Raw genomic sequence first — 23,255 nt, forward strand, 5'->3', positions numbered from 1 at the left:
CAAGCGGTGGACGCTCAGGCGACGCGCCGGCGGCCCCACCAGCGCATCACGCGCGGCAGCACCAGCACCGCCACCACGCAGGCCAGGAAAAAGACCGACACCGGCCGGTCGATGAAGACCGTCCAGCGGCCTTCGCCGATGGAGAGTGCGTTGCGCATCTGCGCTTCGGCCAGTGGCCCCAGGATCATGCCGACGATGACCGGTGCGGTGGGAAAGTCGAAGCGCCTCATCAGCACGCCAGCCAGGCCGACACCGAACATCAGGAACAGGTCGAAGCTGCTCTGGCGCATGCCGTAAACGCCCACGGTGGCGAAGATCAGGATGCCGGCATAGAGCTGCGGCCGCGGGATCTTCAGCAGCTTCACCCAGAGGCCCACCAGCGGCAGGTTCAGCACCAGCAGCATCACGTTGCCGATGTAGAGCGAAGCGATCAGCGCCCAGACCAGGGTGGCCGAGGTGGTGAACAGCTGCGGCCCGGCCTGGATGCCGTAGTTGGACAGCGCAGAGAGCAGGATGGCCGCGGTCACCGAGGTCGGGATGCCCAGCGTCAGCAGCGGCACCAGCGTGGCCGTCACAGCCGCATTGTTGGCCGCCTCCGGCCCGGCCACGCCTTCGATGGCGCCCACGGTGCCGAACTCTTCCGGATGCTTGGAGAGCTTGCGCTCGGTGGCGTAGCTGAGGAAGGTCGGGATCTCCGAGCCGCCCGCCGGCAGCGTGCCGAACGGAAAGCCGATGGCCGTGCCGCGCAGCCAGGCCGGCCACGAACGGCGCCACTCCTGCCTGCTCATGTGCACGCGGCCGGTGCTGTTCAACTTGGCTTCGCTGCGGCCCTCGTAAAGGGCGTTGTAAAACGCCTCACCCACCGCAAACAGGCCCACCGCGATCAGCACCACCTCAATGCCATCGAGGAACTCCGGAATGCCACCGGTGTAGCGCACCTGGCCGGTGATCTGATCCAGCCCGACCAGGCCGATGGCCAGGCCGATGAACAGCGCCGTCATGCCGCGCAGTGCACTGGCACCCAACACCGAGCTGACGGTGGTGAAGGCCAGCAGCATCAGGCAGAAGTATTCCGGCGGGCCAAGTTGCACGGCGTAATCGGCCACCAGCGGCGCAAACAGCGTGACCAGCACCGTGGCGATGGTGCCTGCCACGAAGGAGCCGATGGCGGATGTGGCCAGCGCCGCGCCCGCGCGGCCGCTCTTGGCCATCTTGAAGCCCTCGAGCGCGGTCACCATGGTGCCCGTCTCGCCAGGGGTGTTCAGCAGGATGGAGGTGGTGGAGCCGCCATACATCGCGCCGTAGTAGATGCCAGCGAAGAAGATCATCGACGCGGTAGGCTCGACCTGCGAGGTGATGGGCAGCAGCATCGCCACCGTCACCGCCGGGCCCAGGCCAGGCAGCACGCCGATGGCCGTGCCCAGCGCGCAGCCCACGAAGGCCCACAACAGGTTCACCGGCGTGCCCGCCGTCATGAAGCCTTGCAGCAGTTGGTGCCAGATGTCCATGGTGTCTCCCTCCGCTCAGAGCCAACCGGTGCCGGTCAGGCCCGGCAGGTTGATGGCCAGCAATTGCGTGAACAGCCAGAACACCGGCGCCGAGATTGCCAGCCCAACGGCCGCGTCGACCAGCGTGGTCCGCACGCTGCCGGCCGGCTTGCCCTCGGACAGGCGCAGCCCGCGCACCGCCAGCACGTAGCAGAGCGCGCAGCTGAAGACAAAGCCAATGCGGGTGATGGCTGCGGCGTTCAGCAGCACGCCGGCCGCCACCCAGGCCATCGAGCGCCAGTCACCGTGCGCCGCGCCTGACGGCGTTTCCATCGCACGAAAGCCGCCCCGCCGGGCTTGCCAGACCAGCCCCACGCCGCAGGCCAGCAGCGCCACGGCCACCAGCCAGGGCAGGAAGTTCGGACCCACGCCGGCATAGCCGGCATTGGCCGGAATGGCCAGCGCGCCAACAGCCAGCACACCACCCAGCACGATCACACCGGCACCGACCAGCATCTGCGGCCGGTTCACCGCGGGCGGTGACATCAATTGCTCATCAGCCATGCTCAGACCATGCCACTCTTGGCCATGATGGCGCGCAGCGAGGCGAACTCACGATCCACGAACTCGTCGAAGGCCGGGCCGCTGAGCAGCGCCGGGGTCCAGCCGTTTTTCTGGATCGCCTCGGCCCAGGCCGGGGCCTTGGTGGCCGCCAGCACCATGGAGGTCAGTGCCTTGCGCTGATCGGGCGTGATGCCGGGCGCACCATACACGCCGCGCCAGTTGCCGATCTCGACGTTGATGCCCAGCTCCTTCAGTGTGGGCGCGTTCAGCCCAGGCAGCCGGGCCGGCGAGGTGACGGCGATGGGCAGCATCTTGCCGCTGGCGATGTACGGCTGGAACTCGCTGTAGCCGCTGCCGCCCACGCTGACATTGCCACCCAGGATGGCCGCGACGGCTTCGCCACCGCCGCGGAACGGCACGTAGTTGATCTTGGCCGCGTCCACACCCACTTCGCGCGCGATCATGGCCGCGGCAATGTGCTCGGTGGCGCCGCGCGAGCCGCCGCCCCACTTGACGCTGCCCACGTCCTTCTTCATCGCGTCGACCACGTCCTTCATGGTCTTGAAAGGCGAGTTGGCCGGTAGCACGAAGACGTTGTATTCGCTGATCAGGCGCGCGATCGGCGTGGCCTGGCTGAGGTCGACCGGCGGCTTGCCGGTGATGATGCCGCCCAGCATCACGGCGCCCATCACCATCAGGGCGTGCGGGTCGCCCTTGCTGGCATTGACGAATTGGGCCAGCCCCAGCGCGCCAGCGGCACCACCCTTGTTGTCGTAGCTGACCGAGGAAGCCACGCCGGCATCCTGCAGCGCCTTGCCCAGCGCTCGGCCGGTGCTGTCCCAGCCGCCGCCCGGGTTGGCCGGCACCATCATCTTCAGCGCCACACCAGCGGCGTGGCCCGACATCGGCAATGCGCCGGCTGCGGCCATCGCGGCCAGGCTCTTGAGGAAAGCGTCTCTGCGCATGGGCATGTCTCCTGGGAGTTTTTGAATCGAATCGGGCGATGGTGACGCGCGAGGCTGTCAAATGGCTGTCCATCGGCCTAGGGGAAATGCGGGTACGGCCACCGGCATGGCCCTACCGCGGTCGGTGCTATGGTGGCCCGCATGAAGGTGCTGCTGATCGAAGACGACGCCACGATGCAGGCCACGCTGGCCCGCACGCTGAACCGGCGCGGCATGCAGGTGGTCTGCTGGGGCGAGGGGCAGCGGGCATTGGAACGCTGGGAGGCCTGCATGCCCGACGTGGTGCTGCTGGACCTCAGCCTGCCGGGCCTGGACGGGCTGGAGGTGCTGGCACACGCCCGCGCTGCCGGGCTGACGACGCCAGTGATGATCCTGACCGCGCGCGGCACCATCGGCGACCGTGTGATCGGCCTGAACACCGGTGCCGATGACTACCTGCCCAAGCCCTTCGACCTGGACGAGTTGGAGGCGCGCATCCGCGCCATGGCCCGCCGCGCCGCCGGCAGCGGGCCTGCTGCCTTTGCCGCGCCCAGCAACGGCTTTGGCGGCCTGCGCTGGGAGGGCGATGAAGGAGCGATTTACCACGGGGACGAGGCCCTGGAGCTGACCCCGCGCGAAACCGCGCTGCTGCGCGCACTGCTGCAGCGGCCCGGTCATGCGGTGACCAAGGAGCGCCTGTTCGAGGCCGTGTTTCCGGGTGAGCATGAAGTGCAGTTCGAGGCAGTCGAGGTGGTGGCTTACCGGCTGCGCAAGCGCCTGCAGCCCACCGAGGTGCAACTGGTGACGCTGCGCGGCCTGGGCTACCTGCTCAAGGCCGACAGCTGAGCCGGGGCACGTGAACATGGGCTCGACCGGCTGGCTGGACACGGCCGGGGCGCGGCTGTCGCTGCGCAGCCGCTTGCTGCTGGGCATCCTGCTGCCTGCACTGCTGGTCATCGCGGTCAACACGGTGATGCTGTACCGCCAAGCCTTGCGCGCGGCGGACATTGCCTATGACCGAACGCTGTTGGCCACGGCCAAATCCATCGGCGAGCTGCTGGAGGTCAACAGCGAGCAGCCCGGCACTCACCTCAAGGCCACCCTGCTCTACTCGGCGCTGGAGCCTTTCGAGGCCGACAACCGCAGCCGCATCTTCTACAAGGTCACCGGCTTTCAGGGCGAAACAGTGTCCGGCTTCGAAGCCTTGCCCACTTGGCACGGCCAGTTGCCCGCCAAAGGCCCCTACGCGGCGCTGGTGGACTTCTACGACGACCGCTACCAGGGCACGCCGGTGCGCGTGGCGGTGCTGCTGCAGCCAGTCGTCTGGCCGGGCGGACAAGGCATGGCCATGGTGCAGGTGGCCGAGACGCTGGAGCTGCGACAGACGCTTGCGCGCAGCCTGCTGGTCGACACGCTGTGGCACCAGGGCGCACTGCTGCTGCTGATTGCGGCGGTGGTCGGCGTGGCAGTGCAGCGGGCCACGCGGCCCATCCGCGCATTGAGCCAGGCACTGCACACCCGGGCCGAGGGCGACCTGACACCGGTGGACAGCAGCGGCGCGCCAAAGGAGTTGCGGCCGCTGGTGGATGCCACCAACCACTTGATGGGCCGGCTGCGCCACCTGCTCGACCACCAGCGCCGCTTCGTGAGAGACGCCTCGCACCAGTTGCGCACGCCGCTGGCGGTGTTGCGCGTGCAGGTGCAATCGGCCCGCCGCGGCGATGTGCCGGCCGAGCTGGCGCTCAAGGAGATCGAAGTGACGGTGGCCCGCGCCACGCAACTGGCCAACCAGATGCTGGCGCTGGCCAAGGTCGAACAGATGCGCCAGGGCGAGCCCGCACCGGTGGAAGACTGGGCCGAGATCACCCGCGCAGTGGCGCTGGACCTCTCGGCGCTCATTGTCGACCACGGTCTGGACTTCGAGATCAGCACCCAGCCTGCGCCCATCCGCAGCCACGCCTGGGCGCTGCGCGAGCTGACACGCAACCTGCTGCACAACGCCATCAAATACAGTCCGCCGCAAGGCCGGCTGACGGTGCAGCTGGTCTGCGACGGCCGGCACGCCGCGCTGACCGTGGCCGACACCGGCCCCGGACTGGGCGAAGCCCAGCAGGCCCGCCTGTTCCAGCCCTTTGCCACCGGCGCCAGCAGCCTGGGGGCGGACGAGGCGCCGACCGAGCACGGCAGCGGCCTGGGCCTGGCGATCTGCGACCAGATTGCGCACTCGCTGCAGGGCCAGGTGACGCTGGAAAGCCGCAACGTACACGGCCGCATCACCGGCCTGGACGCGATCGTGCGGCTGCCGCTGGCGGCTGTGTGACGCGCCCAGTGGCGGCACCCGGATCGGCATGCGCCTTGCCCAACCACCCCGGACAAACCGAGCGTGAAGCTGAAGGACAATGCATGCCGTGATCGATCCGAAACTGTGTGACCACCCGGTGCGGCTGGACAAGTGGCTCTGGGCCGCGCGCTTCTTCAAGACCCGCTCGCTGGCCGTGGAGGCCATTGGCAAGAACCGCGTCGAAGTGAACGGCCAGCCGGCCAAACCCTCACGCGACCTGCGCTTGAAAGACCGCATCCTGCTGCGCGAGCCGGGGCTTCCAGCGCGTGAAGTGCAGGTGCTCGGCCTGACCGAAATCCGCGGCCCGGCGCCTGTCGCACAGCAGCTCTACGAGGAAACCGCGGCCAGCCTGCTGGCTCGCAGCGAAGCCCGCGAGGCGCGCCGCCAGGGCGTGGAACCGGCGCAATCGCTGGCGCATGGCCGCCCCACCAAGCGCGACCGGCGCCAGTTGAGCGACTGGAACCGCTGGAGCGCCAGCATCGACGACGCCGAGGGCGGCAAGGTCTGACCCATCATCCTGACCGCGACCGCTCTTTCCGGGCAAAGCTCGCCCATCTCGCGCTCGCGTTTGCCACGGCCGCGCAAAAAATCTTCAAGAAAGCGCGCAAGGCCCTCTTGAAAGTGCGGACACCGCCCTCAGTTGACCCGCCAAGTCGGGCTTCACACGCCACAACCACCAATTTCGCCCGCGCCACCGCGGGCCCTCCCAACGGGCCTTTGCCCCCGCCTCCGATGAACACCAACGACTCATCCCTGGATCCAAACGCATCGGCCGAACAGCAGGACGCCGCACAGGCCGTGGCGGGCGACCCTCCGGCCGAAGCCCGCCTGGCCGAGCTGGAAGCCAAGCACACCGAAATGGCCGATGCCTACCTGCGCGCCAAGGCCGAGATGGAAAACATCCGCCGTCGCGCAGAAGACGAAATCAGCAAGGCACGGAAGTTCGGCGTCGAGTCTTTTGCCGAAAGCCTGCTGCCGGTGAAGGACAGCCTGGAAGCCGCGATCGCAATGCCTGATGCACCGGTCGAAAAGGTGCTGGAAGGCGTGCACGCCACGCTGCGTCAGCTGGCTGCGGCGCTGGAGCGCAACAAGGTGCTGGAGATCAACCCGCCAGCCGGCACACGCTTCGACCCGCACCAGCACCAGGCCATCAGCATGGTGCCGGCCGAACAGGAAGCCAACACCGTAGTGGCCGTCCTCCAGAAGGGCGCGTCCATCGCCGAGCGCGTGCTGCGCCCGGCCCTGGTGACTGTGGCCGCGCCGAAGTAAGCCGAATCAGTTGTTCACAGGGCCCCGCGCCCTTGAAATCAAGACAGTTATCCACAATTCCGAGACAACCGGAACACATTCCTCACAGGAGCAGAAAAATGGGCAAGATCATTGGCATTGACCTGGGGACCACGAACTCGTGCGTCGCCGTCATGGAAGGCAACTCGACCAAGGTGATCGAGAACTCCGAGGGCGCTCGCACCACCCCGTCCATCATTGCCTACCAGGAAGATGGCGAAGTGCTGGTGGGTGCCTCGGCCAAGCGTCAGGCCGTGACCAACCCGCGCAACACGCTGTACGCAGTGAAGCGCCTGATCGGCCGCAAGTTCACCGAGAAGGAAGTTCAGAAGGACATCAACCTGATGCCCTACGAGATTGCCGCGGCCGACAACGGCGACGCCTGGGTGTCGGTGCGCGGCAAGAAGCTGGCCCCCCCGCAGGTCTCGGCCGAAGTGCTTCGCAAGATGAAGAAGACCGCCGAGGACTACCTCGGCGAGGAAGTGACCGAAGCCGTGATCACGGTACCGGCCTACTTCAACGACGCCCAGCGCCAGGCCACCAAGGACGCTGGCCGCATTGCCGGCCTGGACGTCAAGCGCATCATCAACGAGCCGACCGCGGCTGCCCTGGCCTTCGGCCTGGACAAGCACGGCAAGGGCGACCGCAAGATCGCCGTGTATGACCTGGGTGGCGGCACCTTCGACGTGTCCATCATCGAGATCGCCGATGTGGACGGCGAGATGCAGTTCGAAGTGCTGTCGACCAACGGCGACACCTTCCTGGGCGGCGAAGACTTCGACCAGCGCATCATTGATTACATCGTCTCCGAGTTCAAGAAGGAACAAGGCGTCGACCTGACCAAGGATGTGCTGGCCCTGCAGCGCCTGAAGGAAGCCGCTGAAAAGGCCAAGATCGAGCTGTCGAACTCTTCGCAGACCGACGTCAACCTGCCTTACATCACGGCAGACGCCTCCGGCCCGAAGCACCTGAACATCAAGCTCAGCCGCGCCAAGCTGGAAGCCCTGGTCGAAGAGCTGATCGAACGCACCATCGCGCCTTGCGCCACCGCCATCAAGGACGCGGGCGTCAAAGTCAGCGAAATCGACGACGTGATCCTGGTCGGCGGCATGACCCGCATGCCCAAGGTGCAGGACAAGGTCAAGGAGTTCTTCGGCAAGGAACCCCGCAAGGACGTGAACCCTGACGAAGCCGTCGCCGTGGGTGCCGCGATTCAAGGTCAGGTGCTGGGCGGCGACCGCAAGGACGTGCTGCTGCTGGACGTCACCCCGCTGAGCCTGGGCATCGAGACCTTGGGCGGCGTGATGACCAAGATGATCAAGAAGAACACCACGATCCCGACCAAGTTCGCGCAAGTGTTCTCGACGGCGGACGACAACCAGCCGGCCGTGACCATCAAGGTCTACCAAGGCGAGCGTGAACTCGCCGCAGGTAACAAGAGCCTGGGCGAATTCAACCTGGAAGGCATTGCCCCGGCCGCGCGTGGCCTGCCGCAGATCGAGGTGAGCTTCGACATCGACGCCAACGGCATCCTGCACGTCGGCGCGAAGGACAAGGCGACCGGCAAGGAAAACAAGATCACCATCAAGGCGAACTCGGGCCTGTCGGAAGATGAGATCCAGAAGATGGTGAAAGACGCCGAGCTGAACGCGGCGGAAGACGCCAAGAAGCTGGAACTGGTGCAAGCCCGCAACCAGGCCGACGGCATGATCCACTCGGTCAAGAAGAGCCTGGCCGAACACGGCGACAAGCTGGACGCCGGTGAGAAGGAAAAAATCGAGACCGCGCTGAAGGAAGCCGAAGAGGCACTGAAGAGCGACGACAAGGCCACCATCGACGCCAAGAGCGAAGCCCTGATGACCGCCAGCCAGAAGCTGGGCGAGAAGGTTTACGCCGAGCAGCAGGCGGCTCAGGCCGCCGCCGGCGGCGCTGCAGGCGCGCAACCTGGCGCCGAACAGCCGCAGGCTGCCAAGCCGGCTGACGACGACAACGTGGTGGACGCCGAGTTCAAGGAAGTCAAGAAGTGATCTCCGGCCGGGCCTCGCATAGGGGCCCGGGTCGGTGATTCGCCGCGTCGGGCGCGCAGCTTGCAAGCTGCGCCCTCACGCGGCGGCTTTGTTTGAAGCGTTCAGAAAGAGTACATGGCAAAGCGTGACTTTTACGAAATCCTTGGCGTGGCCAAAGATGCCACCGAGGACGACATCAAAAAGGCCTACCGCAAGCTGGCCATGAAGCACCACCCCGATCGCAACCAGGGCGACGGGGCGAAGGCGGCCGAAGAGAAATTCAAGGAGGCCAAGGAAGCCTACGAGATGCTCTCCGACGCGCAGAAGCGCGCGGCCTATGACCAGTACGGACACGCCGGCGTGGACCCGAACCGCGGCGGCGGCGGGGCGGGCCCTGAAGGCTTCGGCGGTTTCGCCGAGGCCTTCGGCGACATCTTCGGCGACATCTTCGGCGGCCAGGGTCAGGGCGGGCGCCGCGGCGGCGGTGGCCAGCAGGTCTACCGTGGCAACGACCTCAGCTACGCGATGGAGATCACGCTGGAAGAGGCTGCGCTGGGCAAGGAGAGCCAGATCCGCATTCCCACCTGGGACAGCTGCGACACCTGTGGCGGCAGCGGCGCCAAGCCCGGCACCAAGGCCAAGACCTGCACCACCTGCAATGGCGGCGGCACTGTGCACATGCGCCAGGGCTTCTTCAGCGTGCAGCAGACCTGCCCGCACTGCCACGGCACTGGCAAGATCATTCCCGAGCCCTGCACGACCTGCAACGGCGCCGGCAAGATCAAGCGCCAGAAGACGCTGGAAGTGAAGATCCCCGCCGGCATCAACGAAGGCATGCGCATTCGCTCGGCCGGCAACGGCGAGCCTGGCACCAATGGCGGTCCGGCCGGTGATCTCTACATCGAGATTCGCATCAAGCAGCACGAGATCTTCGAGCGCGACGGAGACGACCTGCACTGCACCGTGCCCGTCTCGATGACGACCGCGGCGCTGGGCGGCTCGGTCGAGGTCCCCACGCTGACGGCCAAGCTGGAGATCGAGCTGCCCGAAGGCACGCAGCACGGCAAGACCTTCCGCTTGCGAGGCAAGGGCATCAAGGGCGTGCGCTCGGCCTATCCCGGCGACCTGTATTGCCATGTGACAGTTGAAACGCCGGTCAAGCTCACCGAGCATCAGCGCAAGTTGCTAAAGGAGTTGGAGGAGTCGCTGAAAAAAGGCGGCGAGAAGCACTCTCCGAACGCCAAGAGCTGGACAGACAAGGTCAAGGACCTGTTCAAGTAACTCGCAAGCTGCCCCCGGGTGGCAGCGGAATTGAAAAGGCGCCCCCAGGGTCGCCTTTTTTTGCGGGGTGGATTCCAAACGCGCGATCAGTCAAGTTCGCCGGGCGCTTCCGGGATCACTCGGCGACTGGCTGCCTGCAAAGCAGGATTGGGTTTTCCGAGCCGGGTATCCACACGCCATACGCCTTCAGGCTGAGAGTCCTCGGTATCAGTCCGGAGCTTGTAGCGGTTGTAGTACAGATACGGCCCTTTGGCCGTGATGAAGTATTCAGGATCCATGCGCACGCGGGGCTCTGCGTCGGGTGAAATCAGTGGAATGATTTTCGCTTTTTTGGGCAAAATCATCGACATGGCCAGCACCCCCGGCTTGGACAAGTCCGACGCGTTGGCACTCTTGTTCATCTGGTAAAAAATATAAGACTTGCCATTGAAGAGGAAATACTCCGGCGACCAGAGATGCGGCGTTTCAGGCGGCAGATCGAGTTGAATGATGGAAGTCCAGTGCTTCTTTCCGGTTTCATCCTTCAACTTGCGATGCACCACCAGTTGCTTGCCATTGCGCACACTGAAAAATACATACTGGTTGTCGTATTCGGGCGCGCGCCACATCATGGCACCTGCATGGTCTGCATCTTCGTCGGTGATTTGCTTGAGTACCGCGGTATCGGTGTCGAACAGGAAGACCTGCTGCCGGCCGTAGCCCTTGGTGCCTTCGAGGCCGGTGGCGGTCAGGATGATCTTGTGCGTCCCCGGAACCCAACGGCGCGAACCGCCGCTGAAGCCAGTGGTGGGCAACTTGGTCTCATCATTGGTAGACACCTCGGAGTCGCGCCAAAAGGTGCGGCGCTTGGCCACGTCCTGGTAGTGGATGCGCGGCGCCAAATCGTCCAGATCCTGAGTGCCAATTGGTGATTGGCGCTTCTCTCCGCCCGGCAGCGATGCTGGCAGCCAGGTTCCGTCAGCGTTTTGAGTGGCGATGGCAAGCACGGCCGAATCCGGGCTCTGCGGGACGTCTGGCTGGTAGCGCGTATAGACCAGCTGCGAACCCGCGATCGAGGAAAACATCCACTCCGGGCCGTTGCCGAAGTCCGTGGCGTAAGCAGTATGGCTGTCGACCTGCGTGCCCTTGCCATTGTCCGGCAGAAACTTGCCGGTCTTGATGTCCAGGGGCGCCACCCACAGCCGATAGTTGTGATCGGTGAAGGCCAGTCTCGAATTGCCGGAGCCGTGGTTGCAGGTCGGGCAGTCCACGCCGTCTCGTCCCCAGTCGAATTCGAAGTCGACGATGTAGTTGGGCGTCACCTGGACTTCCGGGGCTGGCCCTTCCTTCTTGGCCGAGGCGACCTGGCCGGCCAACAACAAAACAGACATCATGGCAACACGCCATCTGGCCCGCTTTGTCAAATGGCGGACAGTTTGCTTTGAATACTCAACCGCAGAGTTGCAAACTACGCTCTCTACAGGGATGCATAAGGGGTTCTGAGCCATCATGTTGACCTCTGCGGCCATGCCGCTGGCAGGAGCAGTTTGGCCACTGCTCGCATGTCACAAGTTGAAGTTGCAGCCTCGAATCGAGTTACAACCGCGGGCGCCCACCGATACTGCTGAGTCGACGTTCAGATATCGAATTTACACGGATTTTTTTTGATGGCAATCCACCATTGTGGGGTACTTCCTCAGCTTTGGGGAAGATGCCAATATGTCTCGCCAATTCGCTTGGTGATGCACCGCTGGATCGGAAATTAAAAAAGCGACCCGCAGGCCGCCTTTTTTGTCAATTTGCCGACACTATCGGCAAGTCATGCAGGAACATTTACCTGGCTCATTTGGTGGATGATTCGCCACCCAGCTGGGTATCGACACGCCACACACCCTCAGGAACTGATGGCATCGTGTCGGTCTGCAGCTTGTAGCGGTTGTAATAGATGAACGGCCCCCCGGCGGTGATGAAGTACTCCGGGTCCATGCGCACGCGCGCCGGAGCGTCCGGGGGCGTCAGCAAGGTCAATGCCGAATTTCCCGGCAGGATGCCCATCATCCCCAAGGTACTCGGTTGGGTGAGGTTGGTGGAGTCGCTGGTAGTGTTCATCTGGAAGAAGATGTACGACTTCCCGTTGTACACAAAATATTCCGGCGACCAGATGTAGGGCGAATTGGACGGTGCAGCCAAGGTGGCCACCGGCGTCCAGGCGGCCACACCGGCGGCGTTCGGCAACTTGCGATAGACGACCAGTTGCGTGCCGTCTTTCACCGTGAAGAAAACGTACTCGTTATTGAACTCAGGCGCCTGCCACATCATGGCACCCACCTGGTTCGAAGCATCGTCCGTGATCTGGGTCAAGGTGTCGGTATCGGTGTCGTACAAGTAGACCTGCCGGTAACCCTGACCCGAAGTCTTGCGGGTACCCAGGCCCGTCAGGATGATGCTGTGTGTGCCGGGAACCCAACGGCGTGACCCACCATTGAAGCCTTTGGTCGGCACCTGGGCTTCTGTTGAACTGGCAGACTGCCGCCAGTAAGTCTTGACCTTGTTGTAGTCCTGGTACTGGATGCGCGGCAGGGTGTCGCTGAGGTCCAGCGTGCCAATCGGCGACTGCCGCTGCATGCCGTTTGGCAAGAATCCCGCGGCCCAGGTGCCGTCGGCGTTTTGGCTGGCAATCCCCAACCCTGTGCTGTCTGCCGTCGGCGGATCTACGTCCGGCTGGTACCTGGTGTAGACCAGCTGGGAGCCCAGCGCTGAGAACATCCATTCCGGGCCATTGCCGAAGTCGGTCGGCAAGGCGGTGTGGGTGTCGACCAATTGGCCACGACCGTCCAGCGGCTTGAACTTGCCCGTCTGGAAATCGACCTGACCTACCCAAAGATTGTTGGTCAAGTCGGTGTAGGCCAACCGTGAATTGCCGGCTCCGCTGTTGCAGGTCGAGCAGTAGGTGCCGTCGCGACCCCAATCGAACTCATAGTCGATGATGTAGCGAGAGGTCACCTGCACTTCGGGTGCGGGCGTTGCCGTGGCGGTGCCTGCGGCGTGGACAGCACTGGCCACGCCGCCAGCCAGACAAAGGGCAAGCGCGGCACGGCTCAAAATCGCCGCGCAATGTTGCACGCCGATCGGCGTGACGCCTGCTTGCGAAATGTCCTGCTTCTTCATATTTGAATCTCCTGGCCGCCGGTCAAACAGGCGGCATGCGGGTCACCGTTGCCGAAACAAGCCACCGTGACATTTGTCATCTGAAGCTTGCTAACCGTCACCTACGACTACACCGATGACGTACGGTTACCACTCTACGCAGCGCAGCGTCATGACACCAGCATTTTTGGCGCTTGCTCCCTAACTCTCATGACGCCACACGTCAACCCGCACTGGCGCGGTGCAACATGGGGTTAAAACAAGCTCAATTGGTGCAGTGCGCCAGCTCTGGCAGGCGGTCTGAATTCACCGAAATCCAACACTGTCCGGGTGTTGTTCAGACCCAGCTTGCGCACCGCGAGCGTGAACCGCTGGCGCAGCAGTTCCGCCCAGGCGCCTTCGCCGCGAAGCCGGGTGCCAAAGCGAGCGTCGTTGTCGCGGCCGCCCCGCATCTCGCGCACCCTGGCCATGACCCGCGCGGCCCTGTCCGGGAAGTGGGTCTGCAGCCAGTCCTGGAACAGCGGATTCACTTCCCAGGGCAAGCGCAGCGGAATGCTGAAAGCCGAGACGGCACCGGCCTGTGCGGCCGCCTCCAGGATGCGCTCAAGCTCCGGTTCATTCAGGAACGGGATCACCGGCGATACGCTGACCCCCACCGGTACACCCGCCTCGCTCAAGCTCTGGATGGTTTTCAGGCGCCGCTGCGGTGAAGCGGCGCGCGGCTCCAGGATGCGCGCGAGTGCCGGCTCCAACGTGGTCAGGGACACATAGGCCGCCGCCAGGCCTGCACCGGCCATGGGCGCGATCAGGTCCAGGTCGCGTTCGATGCCTGCCGACTTGGTGATGACAGAGAACGGATGCGAAGCTTCGCAGAGCACTTCGATGATCGCGCGGGTGATGCCCAGCTTGCGCTCGACCGGCTGGTAGGCGTCGGTTGCGGAGCCGATGTTCAGCTGCGCTGGCGTGTAACCCGGCCGGCTCAAGGTTTCCCGCAGGCGCTCGGCAGCGTTCACCTTGGCAATGATGCGCGTCTCGAAATCCAGCCCAGGCGAGAGATTGAGATAGCTGTGCGTGGGCCGCGCAAAACAGTAGATGCAGCCGTGCTCGCAGCCCCGGTACGGATTGATCGACAGGTCGAACGGAATGTCTGGCGACTCGTTGCCGGTCAGGATGGATTTGACATGCTCGAAGATGACTTGCGTGCCCGGCGCCAGTTCTTCGGCTTGCACAGCCTGATCCAGCGCACCCCAGCCGTCGTCGACCGGCTCACGCTCGTCGCGGCTGAAGCGGTGCGCAATCGCCCAGGTCGTGCCCCTGCCCTTGCGCGGTTGCAGCGTGATGGGCGCCGTGGGCACCGGCGCAGCCATGGGTGCGGGTGTGGAACGCCGCAATGGCGAGCGCTTCAGCGAGGCCGCATCGTCCAGGGACTCGTCAGCTGGCGGGAGTGAAAAACGGGATGGCATGCTGTATTTTTATACAGTATTTCATCCCTCGCCGCCAGCCATTGAATCCACCGCGCAGCCGGTGGCACGGCGGCTCAGTATTCGCTGCCGCCGTAGGCGGCGTCGGGCGCCAGATTGTCGAACTTGGTCGATTGCTTCAGGAAGGCGAGGTGCACCGAGCCCACCGGGCCGTTGCGCTGCTTGCCAATGATGATTTCGGCGGTGCCAGGAATCTTGGATTCCTTGTTGTAGTAGTCGTCGCGGTAGATGAACATGATCACGTCCGCGTCCTGCTCGATGGCGCCGGATTCGCGTAGATCGGACATCATCGGCCGCTTGTCGGTGCGGGTTTCGACCGAGCGGTTCAGCTGCGACAACGCGATCACCGGGCAGTTCAGCTCCTTGGCCAGCGCCTTCAAGCCGCGCGAGATCTCGGAGATTTCGGTGGCACGGTTTTCACCATTGCCGCTGCCACTGCCGCTCATCAGCTGCAGGTAGTCGATGACGATCAGGCCCAGCTTGCCGCATTGGCGGGCCTGGCGCCGCGCACGGGCGCGCAGTTCGGCCGGGTTCAGTGCAGGGGTCTCGTCGATGAACACCGAAGCCTTTGAGAGCTTGTCCACGGCCTCGGTGAGCCGGCCCCACTCGTCATCCTTCAACGCGCCGGTGCGCAGGTGCTGCTGGTCGATGCGGCCCAGCGAACCGACCAGACGCAAGGCCAGCTGTGCGGCGCCCATTTCCATCGAGAAGATGACCACCGGCAAACCTTCGCTGACGGCCACGTACTCGGCGATGTTCAGTGCGAATGCGGTCTTGCCCATGGACGGACGCGCGGCCAGGATGATCAGGTCGCCGCCCTGCAGGCCCGCGGTCATGCGGTCCATGTCGTAGAAGCCGGTGCGCACGCCGGTCACGTCTTCGGCGCCGTTTTCAGCGAGCTCGGTGACCCGGTCGATCAGTTGCATGACCAGTTGGTCCATGCTCTGGAAACCGCCCTTGCTGCGCTGGCCTTCCTCGCCGATCTTGAAGATCTTGCCTTCGGCCTCGTCGAGGATTTGCGAGACCTGCTTGCCCTGCGGGTTGAAGGCCTGGGTGGCGATCTCGTCGCTGGCGGCGATCAGCTTGCGCAGCACCGCGCGCTCGCGCACGATCTCGGCGTAGCGCCGCAGGTTGGCCGCACTGGGCACGCTTTGCGCCAGTGCGTTCAGGTAGCCGAGACCGCCGCATTCGTCGGCCTTGCCGAGGTTTTGCAGCCGCTCGAAGACGGTGATGACGTCGGCCGGCTTTGAGGTGCTGATCAGGCCGCCGATGGCGCCAAAGATCATGCGGTGCTCGTAGCGGTAGAAATCGCCCTCGCTGAGCACGTCCGCCGCCCGGTCCCAGGCACCGTTGTCCAGCAGCAGACCGCCCAGCACCGACTGCTCGGCCTCAATGGAATGCGGCGGCACGCGAAGTTTGGCGACCTCGTCGTCACGGCTCTTGGCGGAGCGTCCGCCCAGTTCTTCGAAGATCGTCGACATCAGCAAATCATAAGAGGCAGGCGCCTGGCACGGTGTGCGCAAGCCTGTGGAAAAGCTGGGGGAAGCGGGTGCACAAGCACCGGCCGTCCCTTGCGAAAGCGCCCGTCCGGAAAAGAAAAAGGGCCGGTTCGAAAACCGGCCCCTTCTGGGCGTGCACCAGTGTCGCAGCCAAGCTGCGACCTGTGGGCCAGGATCAGTCGGTGGCGCCGACGACCTTGACGTTGACTTCCACGACCACGTCGGTGTGGGCAGCCACGTTGACCGAGAAATCGCCAACCGCCTTCAGCGGGCCGTTGGGCATGCGCACCTGGGCCTTGACGATCTGGAAGCCTTGCTTGACCAGGGCTTCGGCGATGTCGCCGTTGGTGACGGAGCCGAACAGTCGGCCATCAACGCCAGCCTTCTGGCTGACGATGACGGTGACGCCGTTCAGCTTCTCGCCCAGGGCCTGGGCGGTCGACAGCTTCTCGGCAGCGACCTTTTCCAGTTCCGCGCGGCGGGCTTCGAATTCCTTGATCGCGGCGTCCGTGGCGCGGCGGGCGCGCTTGGTCGGGATCAGGAAGTTGCGGGCGTAACCGTCCTTGACCTTGACGATGTCGCCCAGGTTGCCGAGGTTGGCCACTTTGTCCAGCAGGATGATTTGCATGGTGTGGACTCCTTAGACGCGGTGCATGTCGCTGTACGGCAGCATCGCCAGGAAGCGCGAGCGCTTGATGGCGGTGGTCAGCTGACGCTGGAAGAACGCGCGGGTGCCCGTCAGGCGAGCCGGCGTGATCTTGCCGTTTTCACCGATGAAGTCGCGCAGCAGGTCCACGTCCTTGTAGTCGATCGATTCGACGCCAGTGACAGTGAAGCGGCAGAACTTCTTGCGGCGGAACAGCAGCGATTGCTGGTTGCGCTTGGGACGGCGGTCCTTGGAAAAACGTGACTTTGGCGGGGGCATGTCAATGACCTCTGAATTTCTATCCGGATACAGAAACGGGCTCGTCGACGTCGAGTTGCGTGATGTGAAACACCAGACCCTTGCCATTGCGCGAGGGGGCCAGGAAGCCGGCAAACATCGCCTGCACTCCCAGCGCCAGCCGCTCGGCCTGACGGGTGATGTCCCCGATGACCACCGAGCGGATCTCCAGCGAGACCTTGCGGGGTTGCCCGTTCTGGCTGACCTCGGACTCTGCCTTGAGCAGCATGTCCAGGGCCGGCAGACCGGCGGGGGTGTAACGCATCTTGCCTCGCTCCACCACTTGGGCGGCCAGAACCAATCGGTTCATCGAGGCTTGCAACTCACAACCGACTTGAACCCTGCTGGGCTCAGGCGGTGGTTTCCTGGGCAGCCTTGCGGGCTTCTTCCTTCTCGACCGACTTCATCATCACGGAAGGCGTTGTTTCAGCCTTCTCGAGCTTGACGGTCAGGTGACGCAGCACGGCGTCGTTGAAGCGGAAACCGGTTTCGAGCTCAGCCAGCACCGCGGTGGTGCACTCGATGTTCAGGCACAGGTAGTGCGCCTTGGCCAGCTTCTGGATCATGTAGGCCAGCTGACGGCGGCCCCAGTCTTCCACCCGATGAACCTTGCCACCACTGGTGGTGATCAGGCTCTTGTAGCGCTCCAGCATGGCCGGAACTTGTTCGCTTTGATCCGGATGGATCAGCAGAACGATTTCATAGTGACGCATCGAAACTCCTTGTGGATTCCATTGAGGAAGCCGCACCGCGCGTCAATCTGCAGGTACGGCAAGGGGGAAAAGCCTTCGATTATAGCACAAGGGCGCCAGATTTCCCCGGCGCCCCTTGTGAAGAGAAGAGCGGCCCATGCAGCGCCTGGGCGCACTGCACGGTGCTGTTGCCTGGCCTACTTGTTGCCGGCCAGGCGAGTCCAGGTCTCGATGACCGAGTCCGGGTTCAACGAGATCGACACGATGCCTTCGGCCGCAAGCCAGTCAGCGAAATCCGGATGGTCGCTCGGGCCCTGGCCGCAGATGCCCACGTACTTGCCGGTGGCCCGGCAGGCGGCGATGGCGCGCGAAATCATGGCCTTGACGGCAGGGTCGCGCTCGTCGAAGTCATCGGCCAGCTGCTCCAGGCCAGAGTCGCGGTCCAGGCCCAGCGTCAGCTGCGTCAGGTCGTTGGAGCCGATGGACATGCCGTCGAAGTGCTCCAGGAACTGCTCAGCCAGGATGGCGTTGCTCGGCACTTCGCACATCATGATGAGGCGCAGGCCGTCGACGCCGCGCTTCAGGCCGCGGCCCGCCAGCAACTCACCGACCTTCTCGGCCTGGCGCACCGTGCGCACGAAGGGCACCATGATCTCGACGTTGGTGAAGCCCATGTCGTTGCGCACGCGCTTGAGCGCTTCGCATTCCATGCCGAAGGCATCGGCGAACTCGCTGTTGATGTAGCGCGAGGCGCCGCGGAAGCCCAGCATCGGGTTCTCTTCGTCCGGCTCGTAGCGCGAACCGCCGATCAGCTTCTTGTACTCGTTGGACTTGAAGTCAGACAAACGCACGATGACAGACTTGGGCCAGAAGGCGGCGGCAATCGTCGCGATGCCTTCGGTCAGCTTGTCGACATAGAACGCACGCGGCGAGGCATGGCCACGGGCCACCGACTCGACCGCCTTCTTCAGGTCCTTGTCGACGTTCGGATAGTCCAGGATGGCCTTCGGGTGCACGCCGATGTTGTTGTTGATGATGAACTCGAGCCGGGCCAGGCCGACGCCGGAATTCGGCAGCTGCGCGAAGTTGAAAGCCAGCTGCGGGTTGCCGACATTCATCATGATCTTCACCGGGCAGTACGGCAGTTCGCCGCGCAGCACTTCGGTGACTTCGGTTTCCAGCAGGCCGTCGTAGACGTAGCCGGTGTCGCCTTCGGAGCAGGCCACCGTGACCAGCGCGCCGTCGCTCAGCGTGTCGGTCGCATCACCGCAGCCGACCACCGCCGGAATGCCCAGTTCACGCGCGATGATGGCCGCGTGGCAGGTCCGGCCGCCGCGGTTGGTGACAATCGCCGAGGCCCGTTTCATCACCGGTTCCCAGTTCGGATCGGTCATATCGGTGACCAGCACATCGCCGGGCTGCACGCGGTCCATCTCGGCAATCGAGCTGACCAGGCGGACCGGACCGGTGCCAATCTTCTGGCCGATCGCGCGGCCCTCGGCCAGCACCGCGCTCTGGCCCTTGAGCTTGTAGCGGAGCTCGACCTGGCCTTCGGCCTGGCTGCGCACGGTCTCGGGCCGGGCCTGCAGGATGTAGAGCTTGCCGTCCACACCGTCCTTGCCCCACTCGATGTCCATCGGGCGGCCGTAGTGCTTCTCGATGATCACGGCGTACCTGGCCAGCTCGGTCACATCGGCGTCGTTCAGCGAGTAGCGGTTGCGTAGCTCGGGCGGCGTGTCCACGGTCTTCACCAGCTTGCCGGTGGCCAGGCGCTCGTCGTCGCTGGCGAACTCCATGCGGATCAGCTTGGAGCCCAGGCCACGGCGGATCACCGCGAACTTGCCGGCGGCCAGCGCCGGCTTGTGCACGTAGAACTCGTCCGGGTTCACGGCGCCCTGCACCACGGTCTCGCCCAGGCCGTAGCTGGAGGTGATGAAGACCACGTCCTTGAAGCCGGACTCGGTGTCGATCGTGAACATCACGCCGGCAGCGCCGACGTCCGAGCGCACCATGCGCTGCACACCGGCAGACAGCGCCACGTCGGCGTGGGCGAAGCCCTTGTGCACGCGGTAGCTGATGGCGCGGTCGTTGTAGAGCGAGGCAAAGACTTCCTTCATCTTGTGCAGCACGTCTTCAATGCCATGCACGTTCAGGAAGGTCTCTTGCTGACCAGCGAAAGAAGCGTCCGGCAGGTCTTCGGCAGTGGCCGACGAGCGCACGGCCCAGCTGGCCGACGGCGAGCCGGCCACCACACGCTCGAACTCGGCGCGCACAGCGGCCTCGAAGTCCGGCGGGAACGGCGCGTCGATGACCCACTGGCGGATCTCGGCACCGGCCTCGGCCAGCGCCCGGACGTCTTCCGTGTCCAGCCTGGACAGGCGGGCGTTGATCCTCTCGGTCAGGCCGCCGTGTTTCAGGAACTCGCGAAAGGCATGCGCCGTGGTGGCGAAGCCACCCGGCACCCGCACGCCGGAGGCGGCCAGCTGGCTGATCATTTCGCCGAGGCTGGCGTTTTTCCCGCCAACGACCTCGACGTCGTTCATCCTCAGTTCTTCAAGCGGCGCGACCAGGGCGGTCGCCAGGTTGGTTGTAGACACGGGAAAGCTCCTTGATGACAAAAAACCTGTGCCGCTGTCCAACCCACCCATGACGGAGCCCGCGCTGCAGCGCGCTGAAATTCGATGACGAGACTGCAGGGGCTCATGAACGCCGGGGGTTGCCGCGAGCAGATCGCGGCCAAAGGATGCGAGATGCGCGCCATTCTACGGACGGATTGCCTATCATCGGCAAACCATCCCTGAAACCCTCGCGTGCATTCATGCCCAACCGCAGTGTTTTCTACGTTTCCGACGGTACCGGCATCACCGCGGAGACCTTCGGCAATTCCATCCTCGCGCAGTTCACGGCCAAGCCACGCCATGTGCGCAGGCCGTTCATCGACAGCGTCGAGAAAGCCAACGCCGTGGTGGACGAGATCAACACCACGGCCGAGCACGAAGGCAAACGGCCCATCGTCTTCCTGACGCTGGCCAGCGTGGAGATCCGCGCCATCCTGACCGGCGAAACCTGCAAAGGCATGGTGATGGACATGTTCCAGTCCTTCATCGAGCCGCTGGAAATCGAATTCAACCTGAAGTCCAACCACCGGGTGGGCCGCTTCTCGGATGCCGCCAAGAGCCAGGAGTACAACGACCGCATCGAGGCGATCAACTTCTCGTTGGCGCACGATGACGGCCAATCCTCGCGCAACCTGCAATCTGCTGACGTGATCCTGGTCGGCGTGAGTCGCAGCGGCAAGACGCCGACCTCGCTCTACCTGGCGATGCAGCACGGCATCAAGGCCGCCAACTACCCGCTTATCCCCGAAGACTTCGAGCGCGGCCACCTGCCCAGTTCGCTCTCTCCGCACAAGCGCAAATGCTTTGGCCTGACCATTGACCCGGACCGCCTGCAGCACATCCGCAACGAGCGCCGTCCGGGCAGCAAATACGCGTCCATCGAGAACTGCCGCTACGAGGTCAACGAGGCCGAGGTCATGATGAAGCGCAGCGGCATTTCGTGGCTCAGCTCGACGCACAAGTCGATCGAGGAAATCGCCACCACCATCCTGCGCGACATCCGGCCAGACCGGCTGATCTACTGATCGTCAGGCCGTCCGCCGAAGCCCTTCGCTCAAGCGAGCGGTTTCAGCGATGGCGTGTCGCAAAAAGGCAGATCGCCGCCGCCGCGGCCACGTTCAGCGACTCTTCGCCGCCCGGCTGCGGAATGCTCACGGTGTGGGAGCAACGCGCCATCAATGCCGCGTCAATGCCCTGCCCTTCATGGCCCAGCACCCAGTTGCAGGGCTGAGGTAGCTGGCTTTCGCCCAGCACCAGGCCGGCATGCGAACTGGTGGCCAGCAGCGGCAATTGCAGCGGCGCCAGGTCTTCGGGCAGCAGCCCCTCGACCAGCTGCAGCGCAAAGTGTGCGCCCATGCCGGCGCGCAGCACCTTGGGTGACCACAGCGCCGCGGTGCCCTTCAGCGCCAGCACCTGCTTGACACCAAAGGCCGCCGCGCTGCGCAGGATGCTGCCCACGTTGCCGGCATCCTGCAGGCGATCCAGCACCACGCCAGGCTGGTCCGACAGCAAGGCCGGGCTGGCCGGCCAGGCCACCAAGGCGCCGATGCGCGCCGGTGACTCCAAGGTGCTGAGGCTGCGGAACAGCGCCTCGGGCAACTGCACGCAGCGGCCTGCATGGTCGGCCCAGACCCGCCAGTCGACCCGCTCGCGCCAGGCCGATTCGGTCATCACCAGGACCTCCAGCGCCCAGCCGCGGCGCAGCGCCGCGTCGACCAGGTGGTCACCCTCCAGCCAGATCGAGCCGAGCTTGCGATAAGCCGCCGGCTCCGCACCCAGCTTGCGGATGCGCTGCAGCAGCGGGTTGTCGCGTGCGCTCAGGCGCTCGGCCTCTTCGTGGTTCATGGGCAGGCGAAGGTCAGCAGGCGTCGAGGCCAGGCAGGCAGGCACGCACCGGCGCAAAGCTGCGGCGGTGCACCGGCGCGGCGCCGTGGGCACGCAAGGCTGCCAGGTGTTCGGGCGTCGGGTAGCCCTTGTGGCTGTCGAAGCCGTAGTGCGGCCACTGCGCGTGCATGTCCAGGCACAGCCGGTCGCGGTGCACCTTGGCCAGGATGGAGGCCGCCGAAATCGACTGGACCTTGGCGTCACCGTCGACGATGGCTTCACCCGGCATCTTCAGCACCGGCAGCCGGTTGCCGTCCACCAGCACCTTGGCAGGCAGCAGGCGCAGGCCTTCGACCGCGCGGCGCATCGCCAGCATCGTCGCCTGCAGGATGTTGAACTGGTCGATCTCTTCGACACTTGCCTGGGCGATGGCGCAGCACAAGGCCTTGGCGCGGATCTCGTCGAACAGCGCCTCGCGCCTGCGCGCCGTCAGCACTTTCGAATCCTTCAGGCCGGCAATGGGCTGCAGTTCGTCGAGGATGACGGCCGCAGCCACCACCGGTCCGGCCAGCGGGCCGCGCCCGGCCTCGTCCACGCCGGCGATCAGGCCGGCCACTTCGAAGTGCAGGTGAATCTGCTCAGGCTTGGAGGAGCGTCGCGATGGCATCACTGGCCTTGCGCGCCGTGTCCTGGCGCAGCGTGAGGTGCATGGTTTCAAAACGCTGCGCCAGTTGGGCGCAGCGGTCCGGATTGTCCAGCCAGGCCAGCGCTTCGCGGGCAATGGCTTGCGGCGTCGCCTGGTCCTGGATCAGCTCGGGCACCAGGAATTCACGCGCCAGGATGTTGGGCAGGCCGTGCCAGGGCAGATAAGCCTTGCCACGCATCATGCGGTAGTTCAACCAGTGCAGGCGGTAGACGATCACCATCGGCCGCTTGAACAGCGCGGCCTCCAGCGTGGCCGTGCCACTGGCCAGCAGCGTCACGTCACAGGCGGCCAGCACTTCGTGCGAGCGACCATCCACCAGGTCGACCGCGAGCCCGGGCGCGTGCTGGGCCAGCAGCGGCAGCAACAGTGGCCGCAAACCAGGCGCGACCGGGACGACAAAGCGCAGCGGCCCCCGTTGCACAGGCCACGCTGCCGCCATCTGCACCGCGGCTTGCA

General features: G+C 64.8%; 22 protein-coding genes. 7 read left to right on the forward strand and 15 right to left on the reverse strand.

Annotated features, from left to right (window positions below):
• Nucleotides 1–14: 14 nt before the first annotated feature.
• Genes FKP22_RS02800 through FKP22_RS02810 form a run of 3 tightly spaced genes read right to left on the reverse strand, consistent with a single transcriptional unit; the run spans nucleotide 15 to nucleotide 3,016 of the window.
• On the reverse strand, nucleotides 15–1,508 hold the full coding sequence (locus FKP22_RS02800; protein ID WP_141284975.1) for a tripartite tricarboxylate transporter permease: 1,494 nt from the start codon (nucleotides 1,506–1,508) through the stop codon (nucleotides 15–17).
• 15 nt (nucleotides 1,509–1,523) lie between these two features.
• Nucleotides 1,524–2,033, reverse strand: a complete 510-nt coding sequence (locus FKP22_RS02805) for a tripartite tricarboxylate transporter TctB family protein (protein ID WP_231012867.1) — start codon at nucleotides 2,031–2,033, stop codon at nucleotides 1,524–1,526.
• Nucleotides 2,034–2,053: 20 nt separating this feature from the next.
• Nucleotides 2,054–3,016 (reverse strand): Bug family tripartite tricarboxylate transporter substrate binding protein, encoded by a 963-nt coding sequence (locus FKP22_RS02810; RefSeq protein ID WP_141284979.1) that lies wholly within the window; start codon nucleotides 3,014–3,016, stop codon nucleotides 2,054–2,056.
• A gap of 141 nt (nucleotides 3,017–3,157) precedes the next feature.
• Here FKP22_RS02810 and FKP22_RS02815 point away from each other — a divergent pair, with 141 nt between their 5' ends.
• The 6 genes from FKP22_RS02815 to dnaJ all read left to right on the forward strand — a co-directional run bounded on the left by FKP22_RS02815 (nucleotide 3,158) and on the right by dnaJ (nucleotide 9,910).
• Nucleotides 3,158–3,841, forward strand: coding sequence for a response regulator transcription factor (locus FKP22_RS02815; protein ID WP_141284981.1), 684 nt, complete (start codon nucleotides 3,158–3,160; stop codon nucleotides 3,839–3,841).
• Nucleotides 3,842–3,857: 16 nt separating this feature from the next.
• On the forward strand, nucleotides 3,858–5,315 hold the full coding sequence (locus FKP22_RS02820; RefSeq protein ID WP_141285013.1) for a sensor histidine kinase: 1,458 nt from the start codon (nucleotides 3,858–3,860) through the stop codon (nucleotides 5,313–5,315).
• Between the two features lie 88 nt (nucleotides 5,316–5,403).
• Nucleotides 5,404–5,844 carry an Hsp15 family ribosome-associated heat shock protein gene (locus tag FKP22_RS02825; RefSeq protein ID WP_231012866.1) on the forward strand — a complete coding sequence of 147 codons (441 nt, stop codon included), beginning with the start codon at nucleotides 5,404–5,406 and terminating at the stop codon, nucleotides 5,842–5,844.
• A gap of 224 nt (nucleotides 5,845–6,068) precedes the next feature.
• A complete protein-coding gene (gene grpE / locus FKP22_RS02830) occupies nucleotides 6,069–6,605 on the forward strand; it encodes a nucleotide exchange factor GrpE (protein WP_141284985.1) in 537 nt (178 codons plus the stop codon).
• 98 nt (nucleotides 6,606–6,703) lie between these two features.
• Nucleotides 6,704–8,650, forward strand: coding sequence for a molecular chaperone DnaK (gene dnaK / locus FKP22_RS02835; protein ID WP_141284987.1), 1,947 nt, complete (start codon nucleotides 6,704–6,706; stop codon nucleotides 8,648–8,650).
• A gap of 114 nt (nucleotides 8,651–8,764) precedes the next feature.
• Entirely contained in the window at nucleotides 8,765–9,910 is a 1,146-nt protein-coding gene (gene dnaJ, locus FKP22_RS02840; RefSeq protein WP_141284989.1) for a molecular chaperone DnaJ, read from the forward strand.
• A gap of 86 nt (nucleotides 9,911–9,996) precedes the next feature.
• On the opposite strand, the gene FKP22_RS02845 is transcribed toward dnaJ, so the two are convergent.
• From FKP22_RS02845 to ppsA, 9 genes are all read right to left on the reverse strand, one after another.
• Nucleotides 9,997–11,283 carry a hypothetical protein gene (locus FKP22_RS02845; RefSeq protein ID WP_141284991.1) on the reverse strand — a complete coding sequence of 429 codons (1,287 nt, stop codon included), beginning with the start codon at nucleotides 11,281–11,283 and terminating at the stop codon, nucleotides 9,997–9,999.
• 448 nt (nucleotides 11,284–11,731) lie between these two features.
• Complete coding sequence (locus FKP22_RS02850; RefSeq protein WP_141284993.1) at nucleotides 11,732–13,057, reverse strand: glycoside hydrolase family protein; 1,326 nt, start codon at nucleotides 13,055–13,057, stop codon at nucleotides 11,732–11,734.
• A 233-nt stretch (nucleotides 13,058–13,290) separates the two neighbouring features.
• On the reverse strand, nucleotides 13,291–14,403 hold the full coding sequence (locus tag FKP22_RS02855; RefSeq protein WP_141285015.1) for a PA0069 family radical SAM protein: 1,113 nt from the start codon (nucleotides 14,401–14,403) through the stop codon (nucleotides 13,291–13,293).
• A 170-nt stretch (nucleotides 14,404–14,573) separates the two neighbouring features.
• A complete protein-coding gene (gene dnaB, locus FKP22_RS02860; protein ID WP_141284995.1) occupies nucleotides 14,574–15,998 on the reverse strand; it encodes a replicative DNA helicase in 1,425 nt (474 codons plus the stop codon).
• 193 nt (nucleotides 15,999–16,191) lie between these two features.
• Nucleotides 16,192–16,644, reverse strand: coding sequence for a 50S ribosomal protein L9 (gene rplI, locus FKP22_RS02865; protein WP_141284997.1), 453 nt, complete (start codon nucleotides 16,642–16,644; stop codon nucleotides 16,192–16,194).
• Between the two features lie 12 nt (nucleotides 16,645–16,656).
• Entirely contained in the window at nucleotides 16,657–16,941 is a 285-nt protein-coding gene (gene rpsR / locus FKP22_RS02870) for a 30S ribosomal protein S18 (RefSeq protein ID WP_141284999.1), read from the reverse strand.
• A gap of 19 nt (nucleotides 16,942–16,960) precedes the next feature.
• Nucleotides 16,961–17,269: a primosomal replication protein N gene (priB, locus tag FKP22_RS02875; RefSeq protein WP_141285001.1), complete on the reverse strand. Its 309-nt coding sequence runs from the start codon at nucleotides 17,267–17,269 to the stop codon at nucleotides 16,961–16,963.
• Between the two features lie 40 nt (nucleotides 17,270–17,309).
• Complete coding sequence (gene rpsF / locus FKP22_RS02880; RefSeq protein WP_141285003.1) at nucleotides 17,310–17,672, reverse strand: 30S ribosomal protein S6; 363 nt, start codon at nucleotides 17,670–17,672, stop codon at nucleotides 17,310–17,312.
• A gap of 176 nt (nucleotides 17,673–17,848) precedes the next feature.
• The gene (gene ppsA / locus FKP22_RS02885) at nucleotides 17,849–20,248 is read right to left on the reverse strand and encodes a phosphoenolpyruvate synthase (protein ID WP_259372422.1); all 2,400 of its coding nucleotides are present in this window, start codon (nucleotides 20,246–20,248) and stop codon (nucleotides 17,849–17,851) included.
• Between the two features lie 221 nt (nucleotides 20,249–20,469).
• Between ppsA and ppsR the strand changes: the two genes are divergently transcribed.
• A complete protein-coding gene (gene ppsR, locus FKP22_RS02890) occupies nucleotides 20,470–21,294 on the forward strand; it encodes a posphoenolpyruvate synthetase regulatory kinase/phosphorylase PpsR (protein ID WP_141285007.1) in 825 nt (274 codons plus the stop codon).
• 43 nt (nucleotides 21,295–21,337) lie between these two features.
• On the opposite strand, the gene FKP22_RS02895 is transcribed toward ppsR, so the two are convergent.
• From FKP22_RS02895 to FKP22_RS02905, 3 genes are all read right to left on the reverse strand, one after another.
• Nucleotides 21,338–22,114, reverse strand: coding sequence for a TrmH family RNA methyltransferase (locus FKP22_RS02895; RefSeq protein ID WP_141285009.1), 777 nt, complete (start codon nucleotides 22,112–22,114; stop codon nucleotides 21,338–21,340).
• A 13-nt stretch (nucleotides 22,115–22,127) separates the two neighbouring features.
• Nucleotides 22,128–22,760, reverse strand: a complete 633-nt coding sequence (gene rnhB / locus FKP22_RS02900; RefSeq protein ID WP_141285011.1) for a ribonuclease HII — start codon at nucleotides 22,758–22,760, stop codon at nucleotides 22,128–22,130.
• Nucleotides 22,732–23,255 (reverse strand): glycosyltransferase family protein (locus FKP22_RS02905; RefSeq protein ID WP_510606711.1); only part of this gene is annotated, 524 nt, incomplete at its 5' end. The genes FKP22_RS02905 and rnhB, both read right to left, overlap by 29 nt.

Origin of the sequence: Ideonella azotifigens, from assembly GCF_006519715.1 — a bacterium.
GTDB classification, from domain to species: Bacteria; Pseudomonadota; Gammaproteobacteria; order Burkholderiales; family Burkholderiaceae_C; genus Ideonella; species Ideonella azotifigens.

Bases quoted from the DNA above. Each gene is read 5' to 3' on its own strand.
- FKP22_RS02800 (WP_141284975.1), bottom strand. From the start codon at position 1,508: ATGGACATCTGGCACCAACTGCTGCAAGGCTTCATGACGGCGGGCACG.
- FKP22_RS02805 (WP_231012867.1), bottom strand. From the start codon at position 2,033: ATGTCACCGCCCGCGGTGAACCGGCCGCAGATGCTGGTCGGTGCCGGT.
- FKP22_RS02810 (WP_141284979.1), bottom strand. From the start codon at position 3,016: ATGCGCAGAGACGCTTTCCTCAAGAGCCTGGCCGCGATGGCCGCAGCC.
- FKP22_RS02815 (WP_141284981.1), top strand. From the start codon at position 3,158: ATGAAGGTGCTGCTGATCGAAGACGACGCCACGATGCAGGCCACGCTG.
- FKP22_RS02820 (WP_141285013.1), top strand. From the start codon at position 3,858: ATGGGCTCGACCGGCTGGCTGGACACGGCCGGGGCGCGGCTGTCGCTG.
- grpE (WP_141284985.1), top strand. From the start codon at position 6,069: ATGAACACCAACGACTCATCCCTGGATCCAAACGCATCGGCCGAACAG.
- dnaK (WP_141284987.1), top strand. From the start codon at position 6,704: ATGGGCAAGATCATTGGCATTGACCTGGGGACCACGAACTCGTGCGTC.
- dnaJ (WP_141284989.1), top strand. From the start codon at position 8,765: ATGGCAAAGCGTGACTTTTACGAAATCCTTGGCGTGGCCAAAGATGCC.
- FKP22_RS02845 (WP_141284991.1), bottom strand. From the start codon at position 11,283: ATGATGTCTGTTTTGTTGTTGGCCGGCCAGGTCGCCTCGGCCAAGAAG.
- FKP22_RS02850 (WP_141284993.1), bottom strand. From the start codon at position 13,057: ATGAAGAAGCAGGACATTTCGCAAGCAGGCGTCACGCCGATCGGCGTG.
- FKP22_RS02855 (WP_141285015.1), bottom strand. From the start codon at position 14,403: ATGGCTGCGCCGGTGCCCACGGCGCCCATCACGCTGCAACCGCGCAAG.
- dnaB (WP_141284995.1), bottom strand. From the start codon at position 15,998: ATGTCGACGATCTTCGAAGAACTGGGCGGACGCTCCGCCAAGAGCCGT.
- rplI (WP_141284997.1), bottom strand. From the start codon at position 16,644: ATGCAAATCATCCTGCTGGACAAAGTGGCCAACCTCGGCAACCTGGGC.
- rpsR (WP_141284999.1), bottom strand. From the start codon at position 16,941: ATGCCCCCGCCAAAGTCACGTTTTTCCAAGGACCGCCGTCCCAAGCGC.
- priB (WP_141285001.1), bottom strand. From the start codon at position 17,269: ATGAACCGATTGGTTCTGGCCGCCCAAGTGGTGGAGCGAGGCAAGATG.
- rpsF (WP_141285003.1), bottom strand. From the start codon at position 17,672: ATGCGTCACTATGAAATCGTTCTGCTGATCCATCCGGATCAAAGCGAA.
- ppsR (WP_141285007.1), top strand. From the start codon at position 20,470: ATGCCCAACCGCAGTGTTTTCTACGTTTCCGACGGTACCGGCATCACC.
- FKP22_RS02895 (WP_141285009.1), bottom strand. From the start codon at position 22,114: ATGAACCACGAAGAGGCCGAGCGCCTGAGCGCACGCGACAACCCGCTG.
- rnhB (WP_141285011.1), bottom strand. From the start codon at position 22,760: ATGCCATCGCGACGCTCCTCCAAGCCTGAGCAGATTCACCTGCACTTC.